Annotated in this window: 20 protein-coding genes and 2 pseudogenes; 14 read left to right on the top strand and 8 right to left on the bottom strand. The window is 39.9% G+C overall.

What is annotated here, in order from left to right:
- Window positions 1-228: 228 nt before the first annotated feature.
- The 6 genes and pseudogenes from F902_RS17020 to F902_RS16995 all read left to right on the top strand — a co-directional run.
- Complete coding sequence (locus F902_RS17020; protein ID WP_005205350.1) at window positions 229-1,290, top strand: ABC transporter substrate-binding protein; 1,062 nt, start codon at window positions 229-231, stop codon at window positions 1,288-1,290.
- Between the two features lie 13 nt (window positions 1,291-1,303).
- Window positions 1,304-2,014 (top strand): class II aldolase/adducin family protein, encoded by a 711-nt coding sequence (locus F902_RS17015; RefSeq protein WP_004805243.1) that lies wholly within the window; start codon window positions 1,304-1,306, stop codon window positions 2,012-2,014.
- Window positions 2,015-2,047: 33 nt separating this feature from the next.
- Window positions 2,048-3,241: an LLM class flavin-dependent oxidoreductase gene (locus tag F902_RS17010; protein ID WP_005205349.1), complete on the top strand. Its 1,194-nt coding sequence runs from the start codon at window positions 2,048-2,050 to the stop codon at window positions 3,239-3,241.
- 10 nt (window positions 3,242-3,251) lie between these two features.
- Window positions 3,252-4,826, top strand: a complete 1,575-nt coding sequence (locus F902_RS17005; RefSeq protein ID WP_005205347.1) for an ABC transporter substrate-binding protein — start codon at window positions 3,252-3,254, stop codon at window positions 4,824-4,826.
- A 5-nt stretch (window positions 4,827-4,831) separates the two neighbouring features.
- The gene (locus F902_RS17000; RefSeq protein WP_005205345.1) at window positions 4,832-5,983 is read left to right on the top strand and encodes an ABC transporter permease; all 1,152 of its coding nucleotides are present in this window, start codon (window positions 4,832-4,834) and stop codon (window positions 5,981-5,983) included.
- A pseudogene (locus F902_RS16995) lies at window positions 5,980-6,333 on the top strand (ABC transporter permease); the annotation flags it as partial. The gene F902_RS17000 and the pseudogene F902_RS16995, both read left to right, overlap by 4 nt.
- On the opposite strand, the pseudogene F902_RS22210 reads toward F902_RS16995, so the two are convergent.
- The 7 genes and pseudogenes from F902_RS22210 to F902_RS16965 all read right to left on the bottom strand — a co-directional run.
- Window positions 6,327-6,464 (bottom strand): annotated as a pseudogene (locus tag F902_RS22210) (twin-arginine translocase subunit TatC); the annotation flags it as partial. The pseudogenes F902_RS16995 and F902_RS22210 overlap by 7 nt on opposite strands.
- Entirely contained in the window at window positions 6,461-6,877 is a 417-nt protein-coding gene (tatB, locus tag F902_RS16990) for a Sec-independent protein translocase protein TatB (protein ID WP_005205340.1), read from the bottom strand. The gene tatB and the pseudogene F902_RS22210, both read right to left, overlap by 4 nt.
- Window positions 6,878-6,890: 13 nt before the next feature.
- Window positions 6,891-7,106, bottom strand: coding sequence for a Sec-independent protein translocase subunit TatA (locus F902_RS16985; protein ID WP_004655037.1), 216 nt, complete (start codon window positions 7,104-7,106; stop codon window positions 6,891-6,893).
- 95 nt (window positions 7,107-7,201) lie between these two features.
- Window positions 7,202-7,957, bottom strand: a complete 756-nt coding sequence (locus F902_RS16980; protein ID WP_005205339.1) for an ABC transporter ATP-binding protein — start codon at window positions 7,955-7,957, stop codon at window positions 7,202-7,204.
- 36 nt (window positions 7,958-7,993) lie between these two features.
- Complete coding sequence (locus F902_RS16975; RefSeq protein WP_005205338.1) at window positions 7,994-8,782, bottom strand: ABC transporter permease; 789 nt, start codon at window positions 8,780-8,782, stop codon at window positions 7,994-7,996.
- Window positions 8,782-9,621: an ABC transporter permease gene (locus tag F902_RS16970; protein WP_005205337.1), complete on the bottom strand. Its 840-nt coding sequence runs from the start codon at window positions 9,619-9,621 to the stop codon at window positions 8,782-8,784. Before F902_RS16970 ends, F902_RS16975 begins: the two co-directional genes overlap by 1 nt.
- Before the next feature lie 3 nt (window positions 9,622-9,624).
- On the bottom strand, window positions 9,625-10,698 hold the full coding sequence (locus F902_RS16965; protein WP_005205336.1) for an ABC transporter substrate-binding protein: 1,074 nt from the start codon (window positions 10,696-10,698) through the stop codon (window positions 9,625-9,627).
- Window positions 10,699-11,011: 313 nt separating this feature from the next.
- Here F902_RS16965 and F902_RS16960 point away from each other — a divergent pair, with 313 nt between their 5' ends.
- From F902_RS16960 to F902_RS16945, 4 genes are all read left to right on the top strand, one after another.
- A complete protein-coding gene (locus F902_RS16960; RefSeq protein ID WP_005205335.1) occupies window positions 11,012-12,145 on the top strand; it encodes an LLM class flavin-dependent oxidoreductase in 1,134 nt (377 codons plus the stop codon).
- Window positions 12,146-12,335: 190 nt separating this feature from the next.
- On the top strand, window positions 12,336-13,151 hold the full coding sequence (locus F902_RS16955) for an energy transducer TonB (RefSeq protein ID WP_005205334.1): 816 nt from the start codon (window positions 12,336-12,338) through the stop codon (window positions 13,149-13,151).
- Window positions 13,152-13,182: 31 nt separating this feature from the next.
- Window positions 13,183-13,920 (top strand): MotA/TolQ/ExbB proton channel family protein, encoded by a 738-nt coding sequence (locus F902_RS16950; RefSeq protein WP_004660922.1) that lies wholly within the window; start codon window positions 13,183-13,185, stop codon window positions 13,918-13,920.
- Complete coding sequence (locus F902_RS16945; RefSeq protein WP_005205333.1) at window positions 13,920-14,324, top strand: ExbD/TolR family protein; 405 nt, start codon at window positions 13,920-13,922, stop codon at window positions 14,322-14,324. The genes F902_RS16950 and F902_RS16945 overlap by 1 nt, the downstream gene beginning before the upstream one ends.
- A 106-nt stretch (window positions 14,325-14,430) precedes the next feature.
- Here the strand turns inward: F902_RS16945 and F902_RS16940 are convergent, their stop codons facing one another.
- A complete protein-coding gene (locus F902_RS16940; protein ID WP_005205332.1) occupies window positions 14,431-16,014 on the bottom strand; it encodes an ABC transporter substrate-binding protein in 1,584 nt (527 codons plus the stop codon).
- Window positions 16,015-16,289: 275 nt separating this feature from the next.
- Here F902_RS16940 and F902_RS16935 point away from each other — a divergent pair, with 275 nt between their 5' ends.
- From F902_RS16935 to msuE, 4 genes are all read left to right on the top strand, one after another.
- Window positions 16,290-18,902, top strand: a complete 2,613-nt coding sequence (locus F902_RS16935; protein ID WP_005205331.1) for a TonB-dependent receptor — start codon at window positions 16,290-16,292, stop codon at window positions 18,900-18,902.
- A gap of 239 nt (window positions 18,903-19,141) precedes the next feature.
- Window positions 19,142-21,475 carry a TonB-dependent receptor gene (locus F902_RS16930; protein ID WP_005205329.1) on the top strand — a complete coding sequence of 778 codons (2,334 nt, stop codon included), beginning with the start codon at window positions 19,142-19,144 and terminating at the stop codon, window positions 21,473-21,475.
- Between the two features lie 19 nt (window positions 21,476-21,494).
- Complete coding sequence (locus tag F902_RS16925) at window positions 21,495-22,688, top strand: LLM class flavin-dependent oxidoreductase (RefSeq protein ID WP_005205327.1); 1,194 nt, start codon at window positions 21,495-21,497, stop codon at window positions 22,686-22,688.
- Between the two features lie 93 nt (window positions 22,689-22,781).
- Window positions 22,782-23,504, top strand: coding sequence for an FMN reductase (gene msuE / locus F902_RS16920; protein ID WP_004805290.1), 723 nt, complete (start codon window positions 22,782-22,784; stop codon window positions 23,502-23,504).
- Window positions 23,505-23,832: the final 328 nt, after the last annotated feature.

Genomic DNA, 23,832 nt, shown 5'->3' with positions numbered 1-23,832 from the left:
TAAAACATATATACGAAGAATAGATTTCTAAGTTTGAAAAATGATTAAGCAAAGTCATTTCTTTATTAGGTGTTGTGAAAACAACACTGATTTAAAAAAATGATGAAATATAAACAATAAATCGATCACTATTTTTATTAAGTTATTGAAATATATTGGTAATTAATATTGGCATAAAAGCTGCTCAATACAAGTGATATGAAATTGGAAATAACCTAAGGAATACCTATGTCACTTGTTATCGATAAAAAAGAAAATTCTAAAGAATTTGTGAAAAGCACTTTATCTGAAATCTGGGTCACTCGATGTCCAGTCCCAACGGCAACAGGGATCTCACTTAAACGTGGGACACTGATTGAAAAGTTTGAACAGCATGGTATTGATGTTGCTGTTTTACAAGATGCCCGCAAAGGTCTATCCGTTCATCATTTTGATCATCAGCTGCCAGCATTATTTCGAGAAGGTGGAAATGTTCCAGCATTAGCTGCTCGTTCTGAAGGTGCTCCAAGTCGACTCATTGGTTTGACATGGATTGATGAATGGCAGGTAATTATTGTTCGCCCTGATTCTGAAATCAGCAAGCCAGAACATTTAAAGAATGTAAAAGTTGCTTTACCAGAATATGCAGACAAGCGGGCTGGTAGTATTTTTAGAGCGATGTCTTTACAAGGGATTCGCGGTGCTTTGCAACTCGCAAATTTAACCTTCCGTGATGTGGATTTTATTGAAGTCCCTGAAAGAGCGGAATCGAATACACAACAACGTGATGCCAGTACCTATTGGTCTGGATTAGATGCGTTAGTCACCGGTGAAGTTGATGCTGTTTATGTAAAAGGAGCATCTGCTGTTGAAGCAGCGACAAAACGTGGTTTAAAAGTTGGGATTGATTTGGATCAATTTGAAGATGTGACCTCCCGTGTAAACAATGGTACGCCTCGTCCAATTACCGTACATGAAGATTTGTTAAAAGATCACTTTGATGTCGTCGTTGATTTTCTGGAAGAGCTGTTTGATACCGCAGATTGGGCTCAAGATCATTTAGATGAAGTGCTGGTTATTCTTGAAGATGAAACGATTGCAGGTGCAGAGAGTGTCGCGACAGCCTACCGTAATAATTTTCATAAGTCTTTACATCCATCATTAAGTGAAGAACGTTTAGAGCTTTTAAAACAACAAAAAGATTTCCTTTGGTTACATGGTTTTCTCGAGCGTGATGTCGATATTAATACTTGGGTCGACCACCGTCCTTTGCTCGAAGTTTTAAAGCGCCGCCAAAATAAGCAATTTTAATAGGATATCGATCATGACAACACTTATTCAAACTCCACTGTCTCCTGAACTCAATGACTTTATCGAATTAAATCGTGAAAAAGCTGAATTTGCTTTTGAAGTATTCCGTGAAACAAGAACAATCACGGCAAATGGAACGGTTAATTTTGTTGAGCGTGGACCTGATAATACCTTAGTCACTTTTAACTATGCAGGACCTTGGTCTAAAGATAAAAAAAGCAAAGTACTTGTGGAGACAATTGATGGTGAAGTTTTATTGGGAAGAAAAAATGCAGGTGGGCGTTATAACAAACTTTTTCGCGAGCATGCAGATGTCACCACAATATCTCATGTACACGCGCCGAATTTAGGGGCTTGGGCGCAAACCCATCGTACCTTACCGATTCGTTATGTGCCTGTTCAGCGCTTTCATTTATTTAAAGAACTACCAATTTATATTGATCGCCGTCAGGCAGAAGTAGATTTCATTTTAGATCAACTCAAAGTTGATATCGAACATCGAGCAATTTTAGAAGCCAACGGTGGGGCAACCGTATGGGGACGTCAGGGATTACAAGAAACAGCTGAATTTATCTTGTTACTTGAGGAAGGTGCGCAGATTCAGCTACTTGCTGAATTAGCTGGGGGAAGCCGTGAATACGGACAGGGGGTTTTACACCAGCAGTGGCGAATGAGTGGTTTAACCGATAAAGCGAAGTCGCTTGGATTACTTCCACTTCATTAGAAATCTTATTCAAATATAAATATAGAGAATACTATGGCTGTAAAACTTTTATGGTATCTCACTTCTCCCGATGGACCATATCCTTGGTTGGAATCTGGGCGGTGGGATACCGATTATGAACACTTGCAACAGATTGCGATTACTGCGGATCGACTTGGTTTTTACGGTTCACTTATGGGTACCAGCGAGTATGAAACACTTGCTGTTGCTGCAAGTTTAATCCCATTTACTGAACGTTTAAAGTTTCTGGTTGCCCAACATCCTGGAGAAGTCCAGCCAGCAGTATTGGCAAAATATGCGCAAACTTTTGATGCATTTTCTAAAGGGCGTTTGTTATTTAATGTCGTCAATGGAAATGATCAGGGTTTGGCAGCTTTAGGTATTCACTATACTCATGATGAGCGTTATGACTTTAGCAAGGAATACTGGACAGCATTTCAGCAAAACTATTTAGGAGATAGGTTTGGATTTGAGGGGGAATTTATTCAAATTGCTCCACGTCTAGAAAGTGGATCTCCTATGTCCAAATGGAGTGGTCCAACTCAAAAGCAGGGTGTTCCTTTATGGGGAGCTGGAACTTCTGCCAAAGGCGTTCAGCATTCTGTTGAATTACTCGATGTGTATTTAAGTTTTGCGAATACGCCACCGCTGCTTGGAGAAAAGTTTAGCAAAGTTGCCGCTGAGGCGGCAAAAATTGGGCGTACTTTAGAGTTTGGTACTCGATTGCAAATTATTGTTCGAGAAACAGAAGAAGAGGCTTGGCAGTATGCTCAGTCATTACTCGACAAGATTGATTTAAATTATGCAATCGAAGCTGTTAAACGGCAGCTTCCTCCCAATGAAACTTTTGAGAGTTATCAAAGCCCAAATCCAATCGTTCAAAGGAATCTCACTTTGTTACGACATGGGGTATTACCTCGTGCAAAAGACTTTGAAATTTATCCTAATGTTTGGACTGGGCCATCTTTATTTGGTTTTGATATTTTAAACCCAGCAGCAGGTACTGCCTTGGTCGGTAGTGCTGAAAATATTGCTGAACGGATTAAAGAATACGAAAGCTATGGTGTATCTGCCTTTATCTTATCTGGTTTCCCTTTAATTGGAGAAGCCTATCGCGTAGCTGATTTATTGTTCCCGTTATTAGAGCTCGATCATGGTTTTGAGTTACCTAAGCTCAATAAAAATTCATCCATTGATTCTCTCTTGAATCAAGAAATCGTAGTTTAAGGGAGAGAACATGAACAAAATTACACGTCGAGAACTGATTAAGCAGACTGGATTGGGGGTTGGAGCTGTTGCTGCAATTAGCCTAATAGGATGTTCTAAAACTGACTCTCCATCTTCTGAGAGTGCTAATCCTAGTAATACTCAAAATGATATTCCGAAAAAAGGCGGTGTGATCAAAATTGGAGTAATCAATGGCAATCAAGCAGGTAATTTAGACGCGCACAAGCCTATTGGTATGTCCAGTGCATTCAGAGGTTGGCCTTTATATGCAAAATTATGGGAATGGGGTAGAGATATCCAGCCCAAACTCGCACTTGCTGAATTTGCGGAGCCGAATAATGATGGGACGAAATGGACCATTCGCTTAAAAAAAGGACTCGAATTTCATCATGGTAAAACGATTACTGCTGATGATGTTATTTTCTCCTTACGCCGTTTGACGGACCCTAAACTCGCTTCTCCATTTGCAGCCTATCTTTATTCTTTGCAAAGGAATGAGATTAAAAAGCGAGATGAATACACAGTTGAGATTCCTTTTACTCAAGGAAAAGGGTTGGTTGCTTTACCTGAGGCATGGATGAGTTGGGGAGGCATCGTTCCTACAGATTATGACCCAGTTAAAAATGTCGTAGGAGCAGGTCCCTTTAAGCTTGACAGTTTTACACCAGGCCAGCGTTCACGCTTTGTCCGTTTTGAAAATTACTGGAAAGAAAATAGGCCTTATGCTGATGCAATAGAAATCATTGATTTTAAAGATCAGACAGGGCGTCTTGCTGCTTTGCAATCTGGTCAAATTGACATTGCTTCAGGTGTAAGTGCCGAGCATATTTCTTTAATTCAAGCCAATAAACGATTGAATCTAGTTTCTTCTGAAACAGATGCTTGGCAATCTTTTGATATGAATATCTCAAAAGCACCTTTCAATGATCCTCGAGTACGTCAAGCTTTTAGATTGATTGCCAATAGAGATGATTTGGTTAAAAGGGCTTTAGCTGGTCAAGGACGAGTTGCAAATGATCTCTATTCCTTTAGTGATCCCGTGTATGACCACAGTATTCTACAGCGTAAGCAAGATTTAAATAAAGCTAAGGCATTGTTGAAAGAAGCTGGTTTTAGCAATAGCTTGGCGGTTGATTTGTATACAGGTCCAGATAGCAATGCCGCATTGGTTTTTGCTCAGCATGCGGCTCAGGCTGGTGTTATCGTTAATGTTAAACAGGTTGAAGCTGCCACCTTTGCTGATGCTGTAAAACAAGATTGGGCATTTAGTACAGGTTCAAATGTTTCACGACCTTTTTTATTAACCGTTTTGCAAATTGATGGGCCTGGTGCGGCAAATAATAAAACTCGATTTAACAATAAACGTTTTACTGAATTGGTTCATACAGCATTACAACAGCCTGATTTGGAAAAACGCAAAGTTCTCATTCATGAAGCACAACACATTCAACATGAGCAAGGTGGTTTGCTCATTTGGGGTTTTAATAATGTACTCGATGCACATTCTGGCCAAATTGGTGGAGTAACACCCGATCGCACAGGCTTTTCTGCGTGGCGTACAGATGAATTTTGGCGTAGGGGGTGACCGCTATGACAACGCAATCCAGCAATATAGAGACAGCTATTTCACATCAAACAATAACGAGATCATTTGAAATACCAGCATGGTTACCTTGGTTTTTCACACGGTTGTTGTCAGGTGTATTGGTTGTATTTGTGATTAGTCTCATTGTATTTATTGCCACACAAGCACTCCCATCTGATCCGGCTCGCGTCATTTTGGGCCCAGAAGCACCGGAAGCGACGGTTCAAATACTTCGTGAACAATTGGGCCTGAACGATCCAATATTGATTCAATACTGGCATTGGCTGAGTCAATTATTGCAAGGTAATTTTGGCCGTTCGATTGATTCAAATGTACCTGTTGTGCAGATTGTTCAGAATTATTTTGGTAACACCGTTGCATTAACGATCTTAGTTATTGTCATTACAGTACCACTTTCTGTGGTACTGGGAGTGTGGTTGTCACTCCGTCGAGATAGCAAACTAGATCGTATTATTGTTTCTAGCTCTATTCTATTCAAGGCTGTTCCAGGATTTGTGATTGCAATCTGGTTAATGATGTTTTTCTCAACCTCAATCCTGCACATATTGCCAGCTGCATCCTTGTTGATTCCAGAGCAGTCAGCTTTTAGCCAAATAGAGTTTTTAGTTTTACCGATTTTAACTTTGGCCTTATCGCTTATTCCATATTTGATGCGTTTAGTTCGTGGTTCCATGATTGATGCACTTGAGTCGGACTATGTGACCTCTGCACGATTACGTGGTATTCCTGAGCGACGGATCATATGGAAACATGTTTTACCAAATGCATTGGTGCCCGTGGTGCAGGGAACAGCATTAACGATACGGGTTTTGCTGAGCGGTGCTCTCATTATTGAAGTGGTTTTCAGTTATCCCGGTATTGGTAATGCACTCAATGCTGCAATTGAATTAAGAGATATCCCGACCATTCAAGCAATTGTTTTATTGCTGACCATTTGTGTAGTAGTCGTTAATTTAATTGCAGATTTAATCACGACCTTACTCACACCAAAAATACGAACAGCCAAAAGACATAAAGCTCGTTCGCCAGGCCGTCGTCAGGCATTACGTTTATGGAAGTCGGGTCGACCAATTACGGTAAAACCTGTTGACCGCCGTAATGCGTTAAAGAACATTCAGCAAGGAGGTGGGAAATGAGCTCACTTCATTGGTACCAAAGAACTTTTTTTCAAACATTAATTCGTGAAAGACAAGTACGTTTTGGATTTGTAGTCACGACCTTAGTGTTGATTTTTGCACTGGTTGGACCAGTCTTGGTTCCCTTTGAGCCCACTGCTTTAATCGGCATGACATATGGTCCGCCTCAAGGAAAATCGTTCCTTGGATATGATTATATTGGTCATGATGTGTGGTCGCGTGTACTTTCTGGTGGGGCTTCTATTATCTGGATGACACTGGCTGCCAGTTTGGTTGCATTAATTATTGGCTCTAGTTTAGGCATATTCGCTGCTTTTGCTCGAAATAAGATTGATCAGTTCTTTTGTTGGGCAAGCGGGAGAAGCACTAAAAAAATGGTAACAACCGCACCAATGCTATAGATCAAACGCTTTCTTAACTCTTTCAGGTGTTCGCTATATTTCATTTCAGTGAGGTTTTCACTGACGAGATGTTCAGTCATGCGGCTTGATCCTCATTGAATTTATTTACTGTTTTAAAATGAGTTAAAAATGGCGTCCTTAACTTGTCATGTGATTGGATATAGACATAATCCGTGGTGTATGTTGCTTTGGTTCTTTGTTCCAAAGAAACAGTGGATTGTACATTTTCAATTTCTTGTTGCATGAGCGCGAGTTGTTGTTTGAGCTGTTCTTCATTTTGTTTTATTTTTTGCAGCTCTTCTTGCATGATCCTTTTTAGTTCAATCAATTCCAGTTCATTTTCTAGATCATTCTGGATTTTATTGAGGTGGTTTTTAATTGCTCTATATTTGAATAGTACCGTTCTTAATGTTTGAGGAAGCTTTTCAGGCCCTAAAATGATGAGGGCAATAATGCCAAAAGCAAATAGTTCCCCAAAACTGATATTAAACATGGCAATATATCACTTATAGCTTGGTCTGCTTCTCGCTATTTGATTCTAACGAATTAATATCTTTGTATTGTTGATTCTGTATTAATTTTGGATCATCAGGGTTAACAGAGTCTTTAAAGTCTTTAATTGCACCACCCAAATCTTTTCCTAGGTTTTTTAGCTTTGAAGTGCCAAATAATAAAATAACGATAACGGCAAATAATAGAATATGCCAAATTGATAAACCCATGCTAAAACTCCTGATTAATATATAATAAAGACTATTAATATCACGACATCGTCTGTTTTCTAAATCATATTAATATCGATCAATATTCGATTTAATTATGCGGTATGATCCAGTAGATGAAGTGCTTGATTACGAAAATTGAATAAGTTTTCACTGTCTTTATGTCTTGGATGGGCTAAAGGAATAGGTATAATTTCCTTGATTTTCCCTGGTCGAGCTGACATCACAATCACACGATCTCCAAGATAGACTGCTTCTTCAATATCATGCGTCACAAGAATCATGGTGATTTTTTCATGTTGCCAGATACGTTGCAGTTCAGCCTGTAAATGACTCCGGGTCATAGCATCCAATGCGCCAAACGGTTCATCTAAAAGTAAAATATCAGGTTTATTGACCAACCCACGTGCAATGGCAACCCGCTGCGCCATACCACCAGACAATTCGTGAGGGTAGGCATTCTCGAATCCAGTAAGTCCAACAATTTCGATATGCTCTTTCACACGTGCATTTTTTTCTGAACGGCTTAACCCCGTTTCTTCCAGCGCCAAATGGATGTTTTCGGAAACGGTGAGCCAAGGCAGTAAGCGATGCTCCTGAAAAATTAAGCCTCGTTTTAAATCTGTCCCTTGGATAGGAATTTTATTGAGCAAAATTTCACCCTGATAGTCTGAGTCTAGTCCTGCAATTAGACGGAGTAGCGTCGATTTTCCACAACCACTGCTGCCGACAATGGAGATAAATTCGCCTTGCTCAATGTCGAGATGAATACCGTCTAAAACAGTTAAGTTGTTCTGATCACGTTGGAATGATTTATTGAGTTTTTTAATCGAGAGTAAAGGAAAAGACATTTTGAAATCCTGATTGTATTTTTAAATTAGAGGCTACTAAGCTCGCCATTGCAGCAGACGTTTTGAAATGAAGTGGATACATGTGGTCATCAAAATACCGCTCATCGTGACGGTCATTGCGCACACCAATAGGATGTCCATTTCGGCATTAATTTCAGCTTTCATCATGAGATTGCCCAAGCCGGCACCTGCATTGAATAGCAACTCACTTGCTGTGGTGGTGATCCAGGTAAAAGGGACCGCTAAATTTAACCCCGTTAAAATATGTGACAAGGCTTGTGGCAGGCGGATTCTTTTAAATTCACGCCAAAATGAAAACTGATACATTCGTGCGACTTCACTGTATTTTTCATCATAGTGGCTGAGCCCTTGAAAGGTATTAATGACCAAGGGGAAAAAAGAAGCCAGTGCAATAATAAAGATCTTGGCTTCTTCACCATTGCCAAACCATAAAGCAATTAATGGGGTTAGACCGAGGAGTGGAACTTGTCGGATACTGTTAAACAGTGGCGAAACGAGCGCATTAAAAACTTTTGAATAGGCGAGTAACGCGCCTAAAATTAGTCCAGCTGTTGAACCAAATAAAAAGCCTAATCCCGCTTTCTTCAGACTACCCCATGTATTCACCCATAATTCACCTGTTTCCAGTAGTTGAAGAGAAGCAGAATAAATATTCTGTAAAGGGACAAATGCATAGGCATGACTAGAGCCTAGTCCTGAGTTGTATTGCCATAACGCTAGTAATATTGCTGGAAGTACGAGACCTTGTAAGAGGACCACAGGCTGTTGTAATGCACCTTTCAAAGTAAGTGATAGTGACGACATTATTTCCCCCTTGAACTGAGAGCAGGTGATATAAAGCGTTGTTCGACCAAACGTAAAAGTTTATCGAGGCTAAAACCAATCATGCCTGTGATAAATACCCCGACCATCACCACATCCAGACGAAGCATTTGCCGTCCAAGCTCCATCATCTGACCAATGCCAGTACCTGCTGCAAGTAATTCAACGGCAACTAAAATCAACCATGCTCGGCCTAATGCAATTCGTAGTCCACTGATCAAGGGAGGGAATGTTGAGGGGATGACGATGTACCTAAGCCACGCTCGCGTTTTAAGTTTGTAGATTTGACCGAGTTCAATATATTGTTTAGGAATATTTTTCACTGCATCTGCTGTTGCCAAAGCAATTGGGAAAAAACAGGCTTTGATAATAAGTAAAATTTTAAAGAGTTCGCCAATCCCAAAAACGAGAATAAAAATAGGAATAAGAACAAAGATCGGAATTTGGTAAAGCAAATTAAATAAGATATAAGTGTAATTACGGAATGTGGTGATTGAACCATAGGCAATTCCAAAAGCAATGGCACTGAGTGCTGCAATAGAAAATCCAAAAAATAATCGAGCAAGACTATCCTTTAAGTGCAGTTGTAGTTCACCACTTTGCAATAAACTCATAAATGTATTCCAGACCGTTGCGGGTGGCACCAGAATTTGAGTTGGAAAAATTTGTAAAGAGCAAATAAATTGCCAAGTAAGTAAAGCCAATATGGGGGAAATCAGCGAGAGCAACCCATACAACTGCTCAGCAGAAATCCTCCTCCATAACGGCGATCTATCTACAACGATATTCTTTTCAAGTGGGGGATTCACGAGCGCTTTCATCGCTTAGTCTCCCTGTTTCTTCTGCTGATCGTTTGCATGTAAATTTTGAATTGCTTGCTCGGCAAATTTTGGATTTAACAGCTCATCTGCTTTTAAAGGCGTTTGAATCAACTGGTTTTTCACAGCATGATTAATGACTTTGGCATAGTGTTGTTTAAGGAAATCAACTTTGTATTCAGGTGACCAATCCTGTTGCCATGTACTTGCACTATTTTGGCTTTCACGTTGAATCACAGACAAAGGTTGTCCAAACTTGGTTTGACTCTGCTGAAATTCATCTTTGTGTTGGGATATCCAGTTCATTGCCCTAACTGTTGCATCAGCAAGTAATTGAGTGGTCTCTGGATATTGTTCAATATAGTTTTTACGTCCCCATAATTCCGCACGCATTTTCCAGTCAGCAGGCAAGTATTGAGATGACCATATAATTTTACCGAGATGGCGGTCTTGTAAAGTCAGCGCATCACTTAAAGTAAAAAATGCATCCACACTTTTGGCAGATAAAGCTGCTGCACCTGCTTGAGGGTTTAGGTTAATAATTTGAAAGTCTTTGAGGTTTAAACCTTTGCTTTGTATCAGTTGGCCAAAATTGATTTCCCAAGGACGGCCACGATGTAAAGCAATTTTTTTACCTTTTAAGTCCTCAATACTTTTTACCTGTGAATCAGGTGGCACAATCAGATAGACATTATTACCAATCCCCCCAGGCACAACAATTTGTGTTTTTACCCCAGTTGCATTTAGTACGACAGCTGGTAGGTTGCCATAAAAAGCAAAATCAATTTTATTGTTCAGGAAACTTTCATTGACTAAAGTCGCTACAGCAGCAGTTGTTACTGGCTCCCATTTCAACTCAATATGTTGTTGCTTTAAGGCCTTGAGAAAAATAGGGTCTTGAGAGATGAGTTGTGGTACGCCAATAAAGTCCAGACTACCTGATGTGCCATTTGCTACGACAGCAATACGCAACTGTTGCTGAGATGGTTTACTCTCAGATGCTTGTTCGTTTTGTTTTGCATCGCAAGCGACGAGTCCTAAAAGACTAAAACTTAAAAATAAGCTAGGAAGAATACGCATATCATCATAAGAATTAAAAAATATAGAGGAATAGAGCAAGAACTAAGCCAAAATAATTAATATATAAAAATCAATTATTTATTATTTTTTATGCTGACTATTGTTTTTGAGTCAGTCATGTATGCTGTGAAACAGACATTTAAATGTATAGAAGTGTTGAAATTTCAACACTATGTTTTGGTAGGTTTTTATAAAGTTTAAATAAAACAATAGTATATGTTAAAAAAATATCGAATAAAAAGCGGCATGATTTCTGCTCATGACATAGCTAACGAACACGATGTCGTGAAATTTTTAATTATTGAGAACTATTATGTCAGTTGAGTTTTTATGGAGAATTCCTGTTCATGGGGATGGTCGTCGAGCACATCAGTTACATACCCGTGGTGAATGGAATCAGTTAAATCCAGCAATTAATTCTCCACAACGCGTGGCACCGCAGCATGAAGATCAGTTGTTTGCCTACTATGATTATGTACAACAAGTGGCAAAAGCGGCTGATATTGTTGGTTTTCATGGCGCATTGATTCCCGCTTTTCCTCATACTGAAGAGCCTTGGGTATTGGCTTCAGCATTAGCAAGGGAAACCAAACGACTTCGACTGTTGATTGCGATTCAGCCGTGGTTTATTCATCCAGCCTATGCCAGTCAAATGGCTGCCAGTTTACAGCGTTTAAGTCAGGGGCGAGTTGAGTGGAATGTCATTTCAGGTGGAGGCGGTGCGCAGCAACGTGCTTACGGTGATTTTATTGAGCATGACCAGCGCTATGCACGGACCAACGAGTTTTTGGAGTTTGTAAAAGGTTATTCACATCATGCTCCATTTGACTATGATGGCAAGTTTTTTCATGTTGAGCAGGGTGGGTTGAGATACCCAATGAATCAATATGATGTACCTCGGTTATGGTTGGCTGGTGCGAGTGATGCCGCCTTACAAGTCGCAGGACGTCATGCTGATATTCACTTAACTTGGGGTGAACCTGTTGAGCAGCAGAAAAAAGTCATTGAACAGGCGCGAGTATTTTTTGAACAAAACTCGCCTGATCGTAAAGTTAAATTTGGTATGCGTATTGATATATTGGCACGGCCTACACAAGAGCAAGCTTTTCAGGAGCTTAAACAGATGTATGAAACCATTGCTGTTGATGGTCATGCCTTTGAACGAAAAGATACTGAGTCGGTCGGTGCAAAACGTCAGCAGGCTTTGGCGCAGGGCAATCGTTTCGAAGACTTATTTGTAAGTCCGAACGTTTGGGCGGGTATGTCCAATGTACGTGGCGGACCTAACTGTATTTTAGTGGGTAGCTATGAACAGGTTGCAGAGCGTTTGCAAGAATATATTGATATTGGTGTTGGTCATTTCATTTTAGCCAGTAACCCTCATTTGGAAGAAGCCTATCGGGTAGCAGAAGAGGTCTTACCACTGGTTGGATATAAATTAAAATAATAAATTTAGATCCCTTTGAGATATCAAAGGGATCTTGTTGTTTGAACAGCATAACACTGTCTGAAAACCAACATGTTGAATATCAATTAATTAAAAAAAAGTGATTAAAAATATAGAAATCAAATACTTGTTCTTTTGGCATGACTTGTGCAATTTTTTATTCAATATTTTATTTTTCGTTTAAAACCCTATGAGTGAACTAATATTTAACTCGCATAAACGGGCGTTGCTATTTGAACAATATGCACCTGAAGCTAGTTCAAACAACATAGCAGATCCGTTTACACGGCATTCCTTGGAGCTTACGCAACCATCTCCACCACGCTTGAATAAAGTGTTGATTGCGATTATTGCAGTTGCTTCTGCGCATTTAGGAATTTGGTATATCGCAAAACACTTGCCTACACCTACTTTGGACATTCATAAGCCAGAACCCGTGGTGATTGAAATTGTAAAACCTGAAGAACCACCCAAAGTGATTGAACCTAAAATTCCTCCTGTCACAGAGAAACCTAAAATTCCACCGGTTGTGGAAAAGCCAAAACCAATAGTTAAACAGGTTGAACAACCCAAACCTGTACAGAAAGCGGTAGAGCAACCTAAAGCAGTTACTCAGCCTACGCCACAAAAAGTGGAAGAGGCTGTCGTGACCAAAGAGGTGGCTCCTGCACCTGTTCAGAAAGTGGTTGAACCTGTGAAGTCGGTCGATGACAACTTACCTGTGACGGAAGCGAAAGGATATGCCGGCTATCTGAGTAATCCTGCACCCGAATATCCAGAACAGGCACTCGAACGTGGTTGGGAGGGTTCTGTGATTTTAAGGGTCAAAGTATTAGCAAATGGTAGCCCTGATACGGTCAGTGTCAAGCAAAGTAGTGGCAAAAAACTTTTAGATAGCGCTGCTGTAAGAACAGTAAAGCAATGGAAATTTTCACCCGCTTTAAAAGGTAAAACCCCTGTAGAAGGTTGGGTCGATGTTCCAATTCATTATCAATTACCGAAATAAATTTAATTTTATAGATTAAGAGGATATTCACATGACTGACATTAATTCATTGATCCATGACGGCACTATCTGGTTATTAGTTGCTTTCTCAATTGTGACTTGGGCACTGGTTGTAATCAAAATAGTTCAGACTCAAAGAGCATCAAAACAAGATAAACGTTTTGTAGAGGCGTTTTGGAAAGCAAAAAATTTATCTGACGCCGTAACTAAATCTGAATCGGGTCAAGGACCAGCAGCACGTGTTGCAAATGCGGGTTTTAAAACACTGATAGAAGCAGATGAAAAAACACACCATGACTTGCAAAACAGCTGGAGCCGTCAGGACCTATTGGAACGTCACTTACGCAAACAAATTCTAACTGAACGTCGTCAATTGGAGAAAGGGTCAGCGCTATTGGCATCTATTGGTAACAATGCACCCTTTATTGGTTTGTTTGGCACAGTATTCGGAATCATTCATGCATTACAGGCGATTGCCCATTCTGGTAATGCAAGTATGGATGTTGTTGCTGGACCGATTGGAGAGGCATTGATTGCAACAGGAATTGGTATCGCTGTTGCTGTACCTGCTGTGCTTGCCTATAACTACTTTGTACGTAAAGTTAAAGCGATTGGTGCAGACTTAGATGATTTTGCAACAGATTTTGTCAGTTTAAATCAAAAGGCTGGTTTTCAATTGCCGACTGCTAAAACCAAAAATACAGCAGAGAGTACGATTCTGAATGATGCTTCAACAAAAGAAGTGAAAGAGAAAGGAGTATTTGCATAATGGCAATTTCTACCTCTCAAGACGATGATGTGGTGAGTGAAATCAACATTACACCGCTGGTGGATGTGATGTTGGTTTTGCTGATTGTCTTTATCGTCACAGCACCTTTGCTGACCAATACGGTGAAAGTCAATTTACCTAAGGCCGCACCGACTCAATCCACTGATCAGAATAAAGCTGTCGTGATTAGTGTTAATCCACAGGGTGAGATATTTTTGGATAAGGACAAAGTGTCACTTGCAAGTTTTGAACAAGAAATTCAGTCACGCAAGAATAGCAACCCGAAGCTGGCTTTGAACCTGAATGCGGATGAAACTGTTCCTTATGGGACAGTGGTAAAATTATTGGCAAGTATTGAACGAGTCGGCGTAGATAAATTATCGGTGATCACTGTTCCTCAATAATCCTAGCCACATCTTAAATAGCTGCTTCGGCAGCTTTTTTAATTTATTCTGGCAGCAGAATAAAAATCCCCTCATAAAGAGGGGAAGCAAAGTTAAACGGATGTGCTTAAGCCTTCCATAATTTCTCAAAACGCCACGTTGGAAAAATAGTATGTTCTGGGGCTAAGCCTCCAATATTTTTTGTGGCTGCATCAATGGTGTGGCTAAATCCCCAGATCAGCATTCCACCACGTTCGTGTTGAATTTTTTGTGCTTGGGTCAAATACACTTTTCGCTTTGCTAAATCTGGTTCGGCAAGCGCCTTATAAAACAACTCACTATATTCAGGATCTTTAAAATTGATTTTATTGGTTGTTGAAATCGGTGCATCATTGACAACAGCAGTAGATAAATAGGGCGTACCGACATTGGTTGCGTTACTCGACAATTGCCATTTATTACGGTCTGGTCCATTAAATGTTGCGGCATCGACTTGTTTGACTCGTATATTCACATTGGCATGTTTTGCTTGTTCTGCAAAGATCAGTGCAGGTTGGGCGCTGCCAGCAGGCGCAACAAGTTCAACATTTAACCCATCTTTAAAACCAGCTTGTGCCAATAATTTTTTTGCTTCCTCGATATTTTGCTGACGTTGGGGGAGGTTAAGAAAAGCAGGGTCCTGTGGTGAGTAGAGATCATTGGCAATACGCCCCTGACCATTTAACCCACGTTGTACAAGCTCCTCACGATTGGCAATTAAACGAAATGCCTGACGGACTTTAGGATCATTAAAAGGGGCTTGTTGCGTATTAAAGTCAAAACCATTATGGGTATTCGTTTCAGAACGAATGGTTTGAATATTTTTCGCCTGCTCTAGAATTTTAATGTATTCAGGTGAAATGGCATTGGCGATATCAATTTGTCCTGCTAATAAGGCATTTAAACGCGAGACTTGATCTTTAAAATCAATCACCTCAAAACTGTCTGCATAAGGTAGATCGGCTTTAAAATAGTTTTCAAAACGGGTGAAGACAGAACGTTGACCAGGGATAAACTGTTTCACTTTATAGGGGCCTGCACCGACTGGGTTATGGATTGGATCAAAGTCAGTAGGTACGATTCCACCAAAATTCACCCAAGTTTCAGGTAGCGCAACGAAACCGGCAATTGAATTGATAAAAGGAATACGAACGGTATATTCATCTAATTTTTGAATGCGATCCCGATCAATCCATTGCACCAGATTTCGAAACGGTGAGGCAAGCTTTGGATCAGTTAAACGCTTGACTGAGAAAATCACATCATCAGCAGTAATTGTTTTACCGTGATGGAATTCTAGACCTTTACGTAGACGAATGGTCCATTCACTCGCATTATGATTGGGTTCAGCAAATTCAGCCAAGGCAAGACGTGGGAGCATATTTTCATCCCATTCCCATAGCTTGTTATATATGGCAAAACCTCGGGTAATTCCTGCGCTTGACGTAGACAGATGTGGATCTAAACTGCCTGACTGTTGTCCACCAATTAGACCCAATCGAATCGTTCCACCATGTTTGGGAGTGAGTGAAGATGGGCTCTGTACGTCAGTACCCGTTTGTGGTGATTGATCGCAGCCAGACAAGCTCCCGATTAAAGAAACACCACCTACTGCGGTAAGACTTTGTGCTAAAAACTTTCGACGTGACAATAGAATTGATCGACTTGTCATTATAGATACTCATATTGGATAGTCATCTTTATGGACTTGCAGAATAAATGCCAATAATTTATTTATATTTATCAGTATCTTATTTTATTTTGGTTTTTGTTTACTGTCTTTATTTCAACATATCTGTTGAAAATATAAACATTTATAAAGCTGATATCTAAATATATAAAAATTAAAAACTATTAAATCAATATCTTGGGTGTTGTTTTGAGGCTGTTTAATGATTGGCATAGGCCTTGCGTAACGTACTGTAAATTTACTTTACTGAGTATGATATGAAGCAGCCTTATCAATTAAAACCTTTAGTGATTGCCTTAGCTTTTTCGGGGGCATCTTTACCCATACATGTTTTTGCCGAAGAAACCCAAAATACATCGGCAAATACTGAAAGTGATGTGATTACTTTGGCAGATGTCGTGGTGACTGGTGCAAATAAAAAACAAACTGTTGTTCCCAAACGTAAAGTGACTTCAATCTATGGAACGGATAGCTCTGTATTAGACACACCTCGTGTAGTGTCCCAAGTATCGGAACAACAATTTCGTGAAGATGTGATTCGTAGTGCAGATGATCTTGTTAAATATGCGCCAAGTATTACCCGAGGCGGGGGACAAAATGCCAATTTCGCACCGCAGATACGGGGGCAAAATTCAGAGGTCTTTCAAGATAGCCAACGAATTTATAGTACCCGTCATCCGACTAATTTAAATGCCTATGAAGCGGCTGATATTGTTGCAGGGCCGACGGGAGTAATTTTTGCGCCTACTTCGGGTTCAGGTGGATATATTAATTATCTCACTAAAAAACCTAACTTTAATAAAGCAGAAACAACGATTTCTGGCTCAGTTGGTTCAATCTATGCAGGAAAAGGTACAGAACCTAATTTTTCTGTCAGTATTGATCATACCGCCCCGATCTCCAAAGATCTTGCATTTCGTGTCAGTGCAACAGCCCAAAAAACTGATGATTATTATGACAATGTGAAAAATAATTTTAATGCATTCTATGGTGCATTAGCTTGGCGTCCAGATGATAGTCTACGTGTCGACTGGAATATAAGTTATGACGATTATTATGATTTTAACGTGACACATGGTTGGAATAGGGCAACACAACAATCTGTTGATAACCGTCAGTATTACAAAGGTAGGGCTACGCCAATTATTCAAAATGGTTCAGCTTTCTGGTCACCTGTATTTGAATCTGGAGCTGCAAATTCAAAAGTAATTGGTTGGCAGAATCGACAAAAGAATGATAAAAACCAATATATTGCTGTAGGCCCAATTCAAACAACACCTTTACCTAATGCAACAGCAAATCAGGCTGGAACGATTCGAGGTTGGGTCTATGATCCATCTATACCTGGTAATGGATTGGTCAAACTAGACGATAATATTTCTGGTCGAAGTGAAGATAAAAATAGTGCCAAACGATTCAGCACCCAATTAAAATTAGTTAAAGATTTGAATACGCATTGGTCTGTTTCTAATAGTACGCTTTATCAAAATAGCAAGGATTTAGGTGATTCGGTTGGAAGTTTCTTTACTGATTTGGAACATGAGTTATTTGATAATCGCCTAGAATTCCTCGCAGATTATGATTTCGAGTTGTTTGGGCTTAAGGTGAATAATAAAGGCAGTACAGGAGGCGCTTATCGCCGTGAGGAGTTTACTTCTTTAGCGGCAAATAATAGTTTTAATATTAATCCTTATGATCTGACCAATGATCCTTCTCAAAAAAATCCAGGGGATTTACTTGGGTTGGTCAATAATAGCAGTTCAACAGGAGGCTGGATTGGACAAGCCGGTGTTCCTCAATATTCTCAGTACTTTGGTTATTTAAATCTACCAAGAATGTATCCAGTCGGCCATGGCTTATATGCTGAAAAAGGTGGTTTCCCTCCCAATGGTGGTGGTGCTGTTTATACAGGAACGGGATCTTGGGATACGTGGAGTGTGTTTACTCAGCAGAATTTTACTTTTAATGATGTGTTTGGCATTAATCTTGGGATTAATCATAGTTCAATCAAAGCCAAACTGGAAAACCCGTTGGTCTTAGTGCCGACAGATGTCCGTTCAGATCGTAATAAGTATAGTTTGCTCAGTTATCAAGCCAGTACATTTATCAAGCCAACAGAAAAAACTACACTGTATTTTACCTATGATAAGAGCACTGCACTCAACACAGGTGTTTTTGGCCCATTTTTAATTTGGGGGGCAGGCAATCAACTGAATCCTTTAGCGTTTGACAGTCAAAGTGAATTAAAGGAATTAGGATTTAAATATGAGCCGATCATTGATCAACTATTTCTCACATTAAGCGGATTTGAGCAGAAGCGAGATTTATCACCTGATACAAATGGCAATATGGCACGCTTTGAAGTCAAAGGGATTGAATCTTCACTACGCTGGCAGCTACAAAAAAATATTGCAATAGGTGGTAACTTAACCTATTTGAATGCTGAATATAGCTCAATTATTCCAGCAGGATTTTCTCCCTTTGGCTTCCATGCAGACAATGCGACTGTCTGGGGGGACAGTAATGGATTAAACCAGCGTAAAGCAGGTCGTTATGATGCGGCGGGTATTCCAAAATACTCTGCCAGTGCTTATGTGGATTATCAACATCAGTCAGGTTTTGGTGTAAATCTTTCAGGGTGGTGGACAAGTGACTGGTATACCAATTTAAGCCAGACGGTTAAAGTTCCAAATAACTATAATTTAGATTTGGGATTATATTATCGACAACCACAATGGACTGTGGGTTTAAATATTCTGAATTTAACCAATGAACGTAATTTTGTGAATGGTTTAGCCGGTGCAAATAGTGAATTCTTACAACCAATGCGTCCACTCACGGTACAGGGACAATTTAGTTATAAATTTTAAATACATGAAATATTTTTAATTCTAAATAGCCATACAGTTGTATGGCTATTTTTTTCTTTCATTTTTCAAAAACAAACAATGTTGGAATAACAACAACAACATAGGGAAAAATGTTTATCTATCAGCAAAATCTAATCATGAGTTTTATTTTTGTTTTTTAAGGTATTGAAATTTATAAAATAAATTAAGTGGCATAGAAGTTGCCAATATAAGAATAGATTTATTTAAATGGAGTCACCATGTTTAAGGTCACAAAAATTAGGCAGAGTATTTTAACTGCTATGTGGGGAGTAACAGCGAGTGTTTCGACATTGGCTTTGGCAAATGAAGAGATCGATACAGGCATCACAGCTGAGCAACAGGCGCAGGTGGTCAATGCAAAAGATGTCAAAAAGTTAAGTGATGTGATTGTAACCGCACAATATCGAGCACAAAATATTCAAAAAGTTCCAACCGCGATTACGGCTGTTTCTGGTAAAGATTTGGCTGCCAAGGGCTCAACCTTTATTGGTGATGTTTTAACCTATACACCAAATGCAGCAGCGGAAAATCCAGATGGTGATAGCCGACCACGTTGGTATATCCGTGGTTTGGGTACAGGGGATGTTGCTGCATCGACTGTATTTCCAGTCGGTATTTATGCAGATGGTGTGTATTTGAATGCTCCCGTTGCTGGTGCAGGAGACTTATTCGATCTAGAGCGGATCGAGGTTTTACGTGGGCCACAAGGGACGCTCTACGGTAAAAATACTACAGCAGGTGCAGTTAATTATATTTCCAAAAGACCAACTTTCTCAGAAAAACCAAATGGCTATGCAACGATAGGTGTAGGTGATCATAACCTACGTACTTTCGAGGGGGCTGCCAATGGCAAAGTCTCAGACAATATTGCAGTACGGGGCGCTTTTTACTCTGAAGATCGTGATGGCTATTCAAAGAATTTAGCGAATGGCGAAGATTATGGCGATGTTGATAAGAAATCTTTCCGTTTCCAGATTTTAGGTAAAGTGAATGACCAATGGAATGCATTAGTTAACTTACATAGCCAGACCTACAATGGTTTAGGAAACAATGGTTCCTTAAGTATTGGGAAATATTGGGGCGTTTATGAAAGACCAGAGGGACGTAATACCAATTTAGATTTAGATGAAAGTAATAAAATTCAGCATGATGGTGCTTCATTCACTTTAAATGGAGATTTAGGAGGGGGCCATAGCTTTACCTCAATCACGGCTTTTGACAAGACCACACAAAAGTCAATTTCAGATGGTGATTACACCCCTTATGACGTTGCGCGAAGTTATAGCGATAATGAATGGCGTCAATATAGCCAAGAGTTTCGAATTTCATCCGATGCGAACAAACGTTTAAGCTGGATTGCAGGATTACATTATTTTAACGAAGATCTAGATTCTAAGGGTGTGAGTGCACGGGTCAAGAAAACTTTGCCAAATGGTGCGCCTGCACAGACGGCATCCACTCCTGCATTTAGAGACATTACTTATAATCAGGCTACACAAAGCTTTGCCGTGTTTGGAAATAGTACCTATAAATTTACAGATAAATTTAAGGTGACGGGTGGATTACGCTGGACCAGTGAAGAAAAAGATATTGATCTCGATCTGACTCAGATTACAACAGGCGACTACACCAAAGGAAGTTGGTGGAAAAAAGATGGGTATAGCAACGCCGTCTATAACCCAACTGCAAATGCGAACGGTTCAACCAGTCGTAAGAAAACATGGAATGAGTTGACCTATGACATTACACCAGAATATGAAATTACCCCTGATTTAAATACTTATTTCAGATTTGCACGTGGTTTCCGTTCTGGTGGTTTTAATACAGGTCTATCTAGTAGCCTAACCCAACTTGCGGATGTTAACCCTGAATATTTAAACAGTTACGAGCTCGGTTTGAAATCTAGCTTACTGGGTGGGGATTTAGTCGCAAATGCCAATATTTTCTATTACGACTATAAAGATATCCAGACCAATTTATTAGTTGCAACAGAGGGGCAAGGGGGCGGTGTTACTTCAGTTTTAGCCAATGGGCCAAAAGCAGAAGTGAAAGGTGCAGAGTTAGAGCTTGATTATTTAGCCACTGAAAATCTACGTTTACGTTTTGCAGGTGCTTATTTAGATAGTGAATATACTGACTTCGTTGACAAGAACCCGGTAACCAATGTGGTCAATGCCGACAATACTGGGAACAGTTTAGTCCGTTCACCCAAATATACCATCGGTGTTGGTGGTGAATATACCTTCAATTTAAATGATGGCGCTCGTATCGTTGTGGGTACTGACGCAAGCTATCGTGACCGTGAATATTTCTTGGTGAATCGTCAAGACTATTCAGTTGATCCAATCCTAAGCCAAAAATCTTATACCTTGTGGAATGCCAATATTGGTTATCACAGCGCAAATAATAAATATCAGGTCAATACCTATGTTAAGAATTTGCTGAATGAAGAATATCAGGTACATGGTCGTCCAAATGGCCCAGCAGGACAATATGTTTTAACCTACGGAAACCCACGCCAAGTTGGTGTTTCTCTCACAGCCAAATTCTAACTGTTATACGGAGAACATCATGGGAATTGAATTTTTTACTCGCCTACCTTTGCATGGTGAAGCTGAATTTTTAGCAGGCGATCCTCGTAATCGTGGTGATTGGGCGCGCGTATCTGGCGTTGAAAATACTGGAGCAACATCCAACTATCAAGTGGGTGATGACTTTACTTATATTGACTATTTAGCACAGGTGGCACGCGCAGCAGAAATCAATGGTTTCGCAGGTGCATTGATGGTCAATGCACCAACAGGAGAGGAACCTTGGACTGTTTGTTCGCTATTGGCCAGAGAAACCAAGCGACTGAATTTTGTGACGGCATTCCAGCCTTATCACTTTAGTCCATACAATGCGGTACAAAGTGCTGCAACCTACCAACGTGCAACAGGCAATCGCTTGGTGTGGAATATCATTAATGGTGGATCCGAGGTGATTCAACGTCAGGTTGGAGATGCCACGCCTCATGATGACCGTTATATCCGCGCAACTGAGTTTCTCGATGTTGTAAAAGGTTATTGGTATAACGAATCATTCCATTACCAAGGCAAATATTATTCTGCTGAGGGCGGCGGATTAAAGTATCCACTCAATAAAGCTGAGTTACCCATCATTTGTACAGCTGGCTCTTCTGAAGCCGCACGTGAGTTTGGCGCAAAGCACGCAGATTATTATTTAATGCGTGCTGAAAAACCAAGTGAGATTGCCGCATTGATTGCAGATGTACGTAAACGTGCTACGAAGTATGGTCGGGACAATATTAAGTTTGGTTTATCCATTGATACAATTGCTCGACGTAGCGAACAGGAAGCTTTGGCAGAGGCGCAACGTTATTTAGATGAAGCAGCAGAGAAGCAACGTTTGCATGCTTCAGCTGCTCATGCAGGACTCAGATCAGCGCGAGTACTCAGTTTTGAAAAAGAATATGCGGATAAAGATGGTAGCAAAAATGTGAATGATTTCTTCATTCATCCTAATGTTTGGTCTGGCTTTGGCTACATTGGTATCCCTCCAGGTGTTGCTTTGGTGGGTAGCTACCAACAAATTGTTGAACGCATTAAGGAATATAACAGTATTGGAATCGACTTGTTCTTCCTTGCCGGTTATCCGCATTTAGAAGAAGCTTATCGCTTAGGTGAACATGTTCTGCCACATTTTAAAAACCAACGTCAGGCATTACAGCGTATACCAGAAGAATCAAAGTATCGTATTGCTTAGAATCGTTCTCAATCCTATTCAACCAAGACTTTAACTAGAAGTCTTGGTTTGTTCCATATAAGTCAAAGTATTAATTTTTCTAAAGGCCAAGTCATGTCATATTCAAATGATAAACCACTCAACATTGTCGCAGTTTCAGGTGGGCTTAACAGCCCATCAAAAACTGAAAGTTTGATTCAAACGATTTTGGATGAATTAGCGCAAGCAATCGAAATAAATGTGAGATTTGTAAAACTCAGTGAGATTGGTCCTTTATTGGGTGGTGCAATTTATCGGAGTCAGTTACCCAAACAAGTACAAGATGATTTGGCTGCTATTGAAGCGGCTGATGCCTTGATTGTTGGTACGCCAGTTTATCGTGCTTCTTTTACGGGGCTGTTTAAACACTTATTTGATTTTGTCGAGCAGACCGCTTTAGTGGATGTTCCAGTATTACTTGCTGCATCTGGTGGGAGTGATCGCCACGCTTTGGTACTTGAGCATCAACTTCGTCCTTTGTTCAGCTTTTTCCAAGCACAGACTTTACCTATAGGTGTTTATGCAACAGATCGAGACTTTACTCCTGAATATACAGTCAAAAGTGAAGCATTGAATGACCGTATCTTACTTGCTGTTGCTCGAGCTTTACCTATTTTACAATGGGCACCAGCTAAAGGATTGCGTGAGCAAAAGGTTAAGGCTAAATCAGAAAAGGCCAATCAGGACTTAAGTATCAATAAACAAGTTGAACAGGATTCTATACTGCCATCTGTTGAAGTACCTGATTTAGATGTTGCTGAGGCAAGACTACATCATAAAAAGACCATCGCTGTGTAGAGTGTTAAACTCAGTTTTATATATCCTAGGTAATAAAATTCAAGAGGGTACATGTGTTCCCTCTCATTTTATTGGGTTCAGAATTTTTAACCCATTAAAAAATGTACAAAAAGCTAATGGGTCAAAATTGGGTAAATTTGAGTTGTATAAAAATAAAATATAGATAAAACATAAGGTTATTGATCTGGTTCAACTGACGCCATCTCCACCAAAATATTATTCGGGATTGTTTGATCCGATATAAAAAAGCCTTTAAGTTCAATACTTAAAGGCTTTTTTATTTGCTTGTTTGTCCGATATCATCCGACTTGATTTGACTTTATTTTGC

Origin of the sequence: Acinetobacter higginsii, assembly GCF_000369525.1 — a bacterium.
GTDB classification, from domain to species: Bacteria; Pseudomonadota; Gammaproteobacteria; order Pseudomonadales; family Moraxellaceae; genus Acinetobacter; species Acinetobacter higginsii.
Note: the sequence above shows the minus strand (reverse complement) of the source record. Positions and strands in the feature narration are given on the sequence as shown.

Bases quoted from the DNA above. Each gene is read 5' to 3' on its own strand.
- F902_RS17020 (WP_005205350.1), top strand. From the start codon at position 229: ATGTCACTTGTTATCGATAAAAAAGAAAATTCTAAAGAATTTGTGAAA.
- F902_RS17015 (WP_004805243.1), top strand. From the start codon at position 1,304: ATGACAACACTTATTCAAACTCCACTGTCTCCTGAACTCAATGACTTT.
- F902_RS17010 (WP_005205349.1), top strand. From the start codon at position 2,048: ATGGCTGTAAAACTTTTATGGTATCTCACTTCTCCCGATGGACCATAT.
- F902_RS17005 (WP_005205347.1), top strand. From the start codon at position 3,252: ATGAACAAAATTACACGTCGAGAACTGATTAAGCAGACTGGATTGGGG.
- F902_RS17000 (WP_005205345.1), top strand. From the start codon at position 4,832: ATGACAACGCAATCCAGCAATATAGAGACAGCTATTTCACATCAAACA.
- tatB (WP_005205340.1), bottom strand. From the start codon at position 6,877: ATGTTTAATATCAGTTTTGGGGAACTATTTGCTTTTGGCATTATTGCC.
- F902_RS16985 (WP_004655037.1), bottom strand. From the start codon at position 7,106: ATGGGTTTATCAATTTGGCATATTCTATTATTTGCCGTTATCGTTATT.
- F902_RS16980 (WP_005205339.1), bottom strand. From the start codon at position 7,957: ATGTCTTTTCCTTTACTCTCGATTAAAAAACTCAATAAATCATTCCAA.
- F902_RS16975 (WP_005205338.1), bottom strand. From the start codon at position 8,782: ATGTCGTCACTATCACTTACTTTGAAAGGTGCATTACAACAGCCTGTG.
- F902_RS16970 (WP_005205337.1), bottom strand. From the start codon at position 9,621: ATGAAAGCGCTCGTGAATCCCCCACTTGAAAAGAATATCGTTGTAGAT.
- F902_RS16965 (WP_005205336.1), bottom strand. From the start codon at position 10,698: ATGCGTATTCTTCCTAGCTTATTTTTAAGTTTTAGTCTTTTAGGACTC.
- F902_RS16960 (WP_005205335.1), top strand. From the start codon at position 11,012: ATGTCAGTTGAGTTTTTATGGAGAATTCCTGTTCATGGGGATGGTCGT.
- F902_RS16955 (WP_005205334.1), top strand. From the start codon at position 12,336: ATGAGTGAACTAATATTTAACTCGCATAAACGGGCGTTGCTATTTGAA.
- F902_RS16950 (WP_004660922.1), top strand. From the start codon at position 13,183: ATGACTGACATTAATTCATTGATCCATGACGGCACTATCTGGTTATTA.
- F902_RS16945 (WP_005205333.1), top strand. From the start codon at position 13,920: ATGGCAATTTCTACCTCTCAAGACGATGATGTGGTGAGTGAAATCAAC.
- F902_RS16940 (WP_005205332.1), bottom strand. From the start codon at position 16,014: ATGACAAGTCGATCAATTCTATTGTCACGTCGAAAGTTTTTAGCACAA.
- F902_RS16935 (WP_005205331.1), top strand. From the start codon at position 16,290: ATGAAGCAGCCTTATCAATTAAAACCTTTAGTGATTGCCTTAGCTTTT.
- F902_RS16930 (WP_005205329.1), top strand. From the start codon at position 19,142: ATGTTTAAGGTCACAAAAATTAGGCAGAGTATTTTAACTGCTATGTGG.
- F902_RS16925 (WP_005205327.1), top strand. From the start codon at position 21,495: ATGGGAATTGAATTTTTTACTCGCCTACCTTTGCATGGTGAAGCTGAA.
- msuE (WP_004805290.1), top strand. From the start codon at position 22,782: ATGTCATATTCAAATGATAAACCACTCAACATTGTCGCAGTTTCAGGT.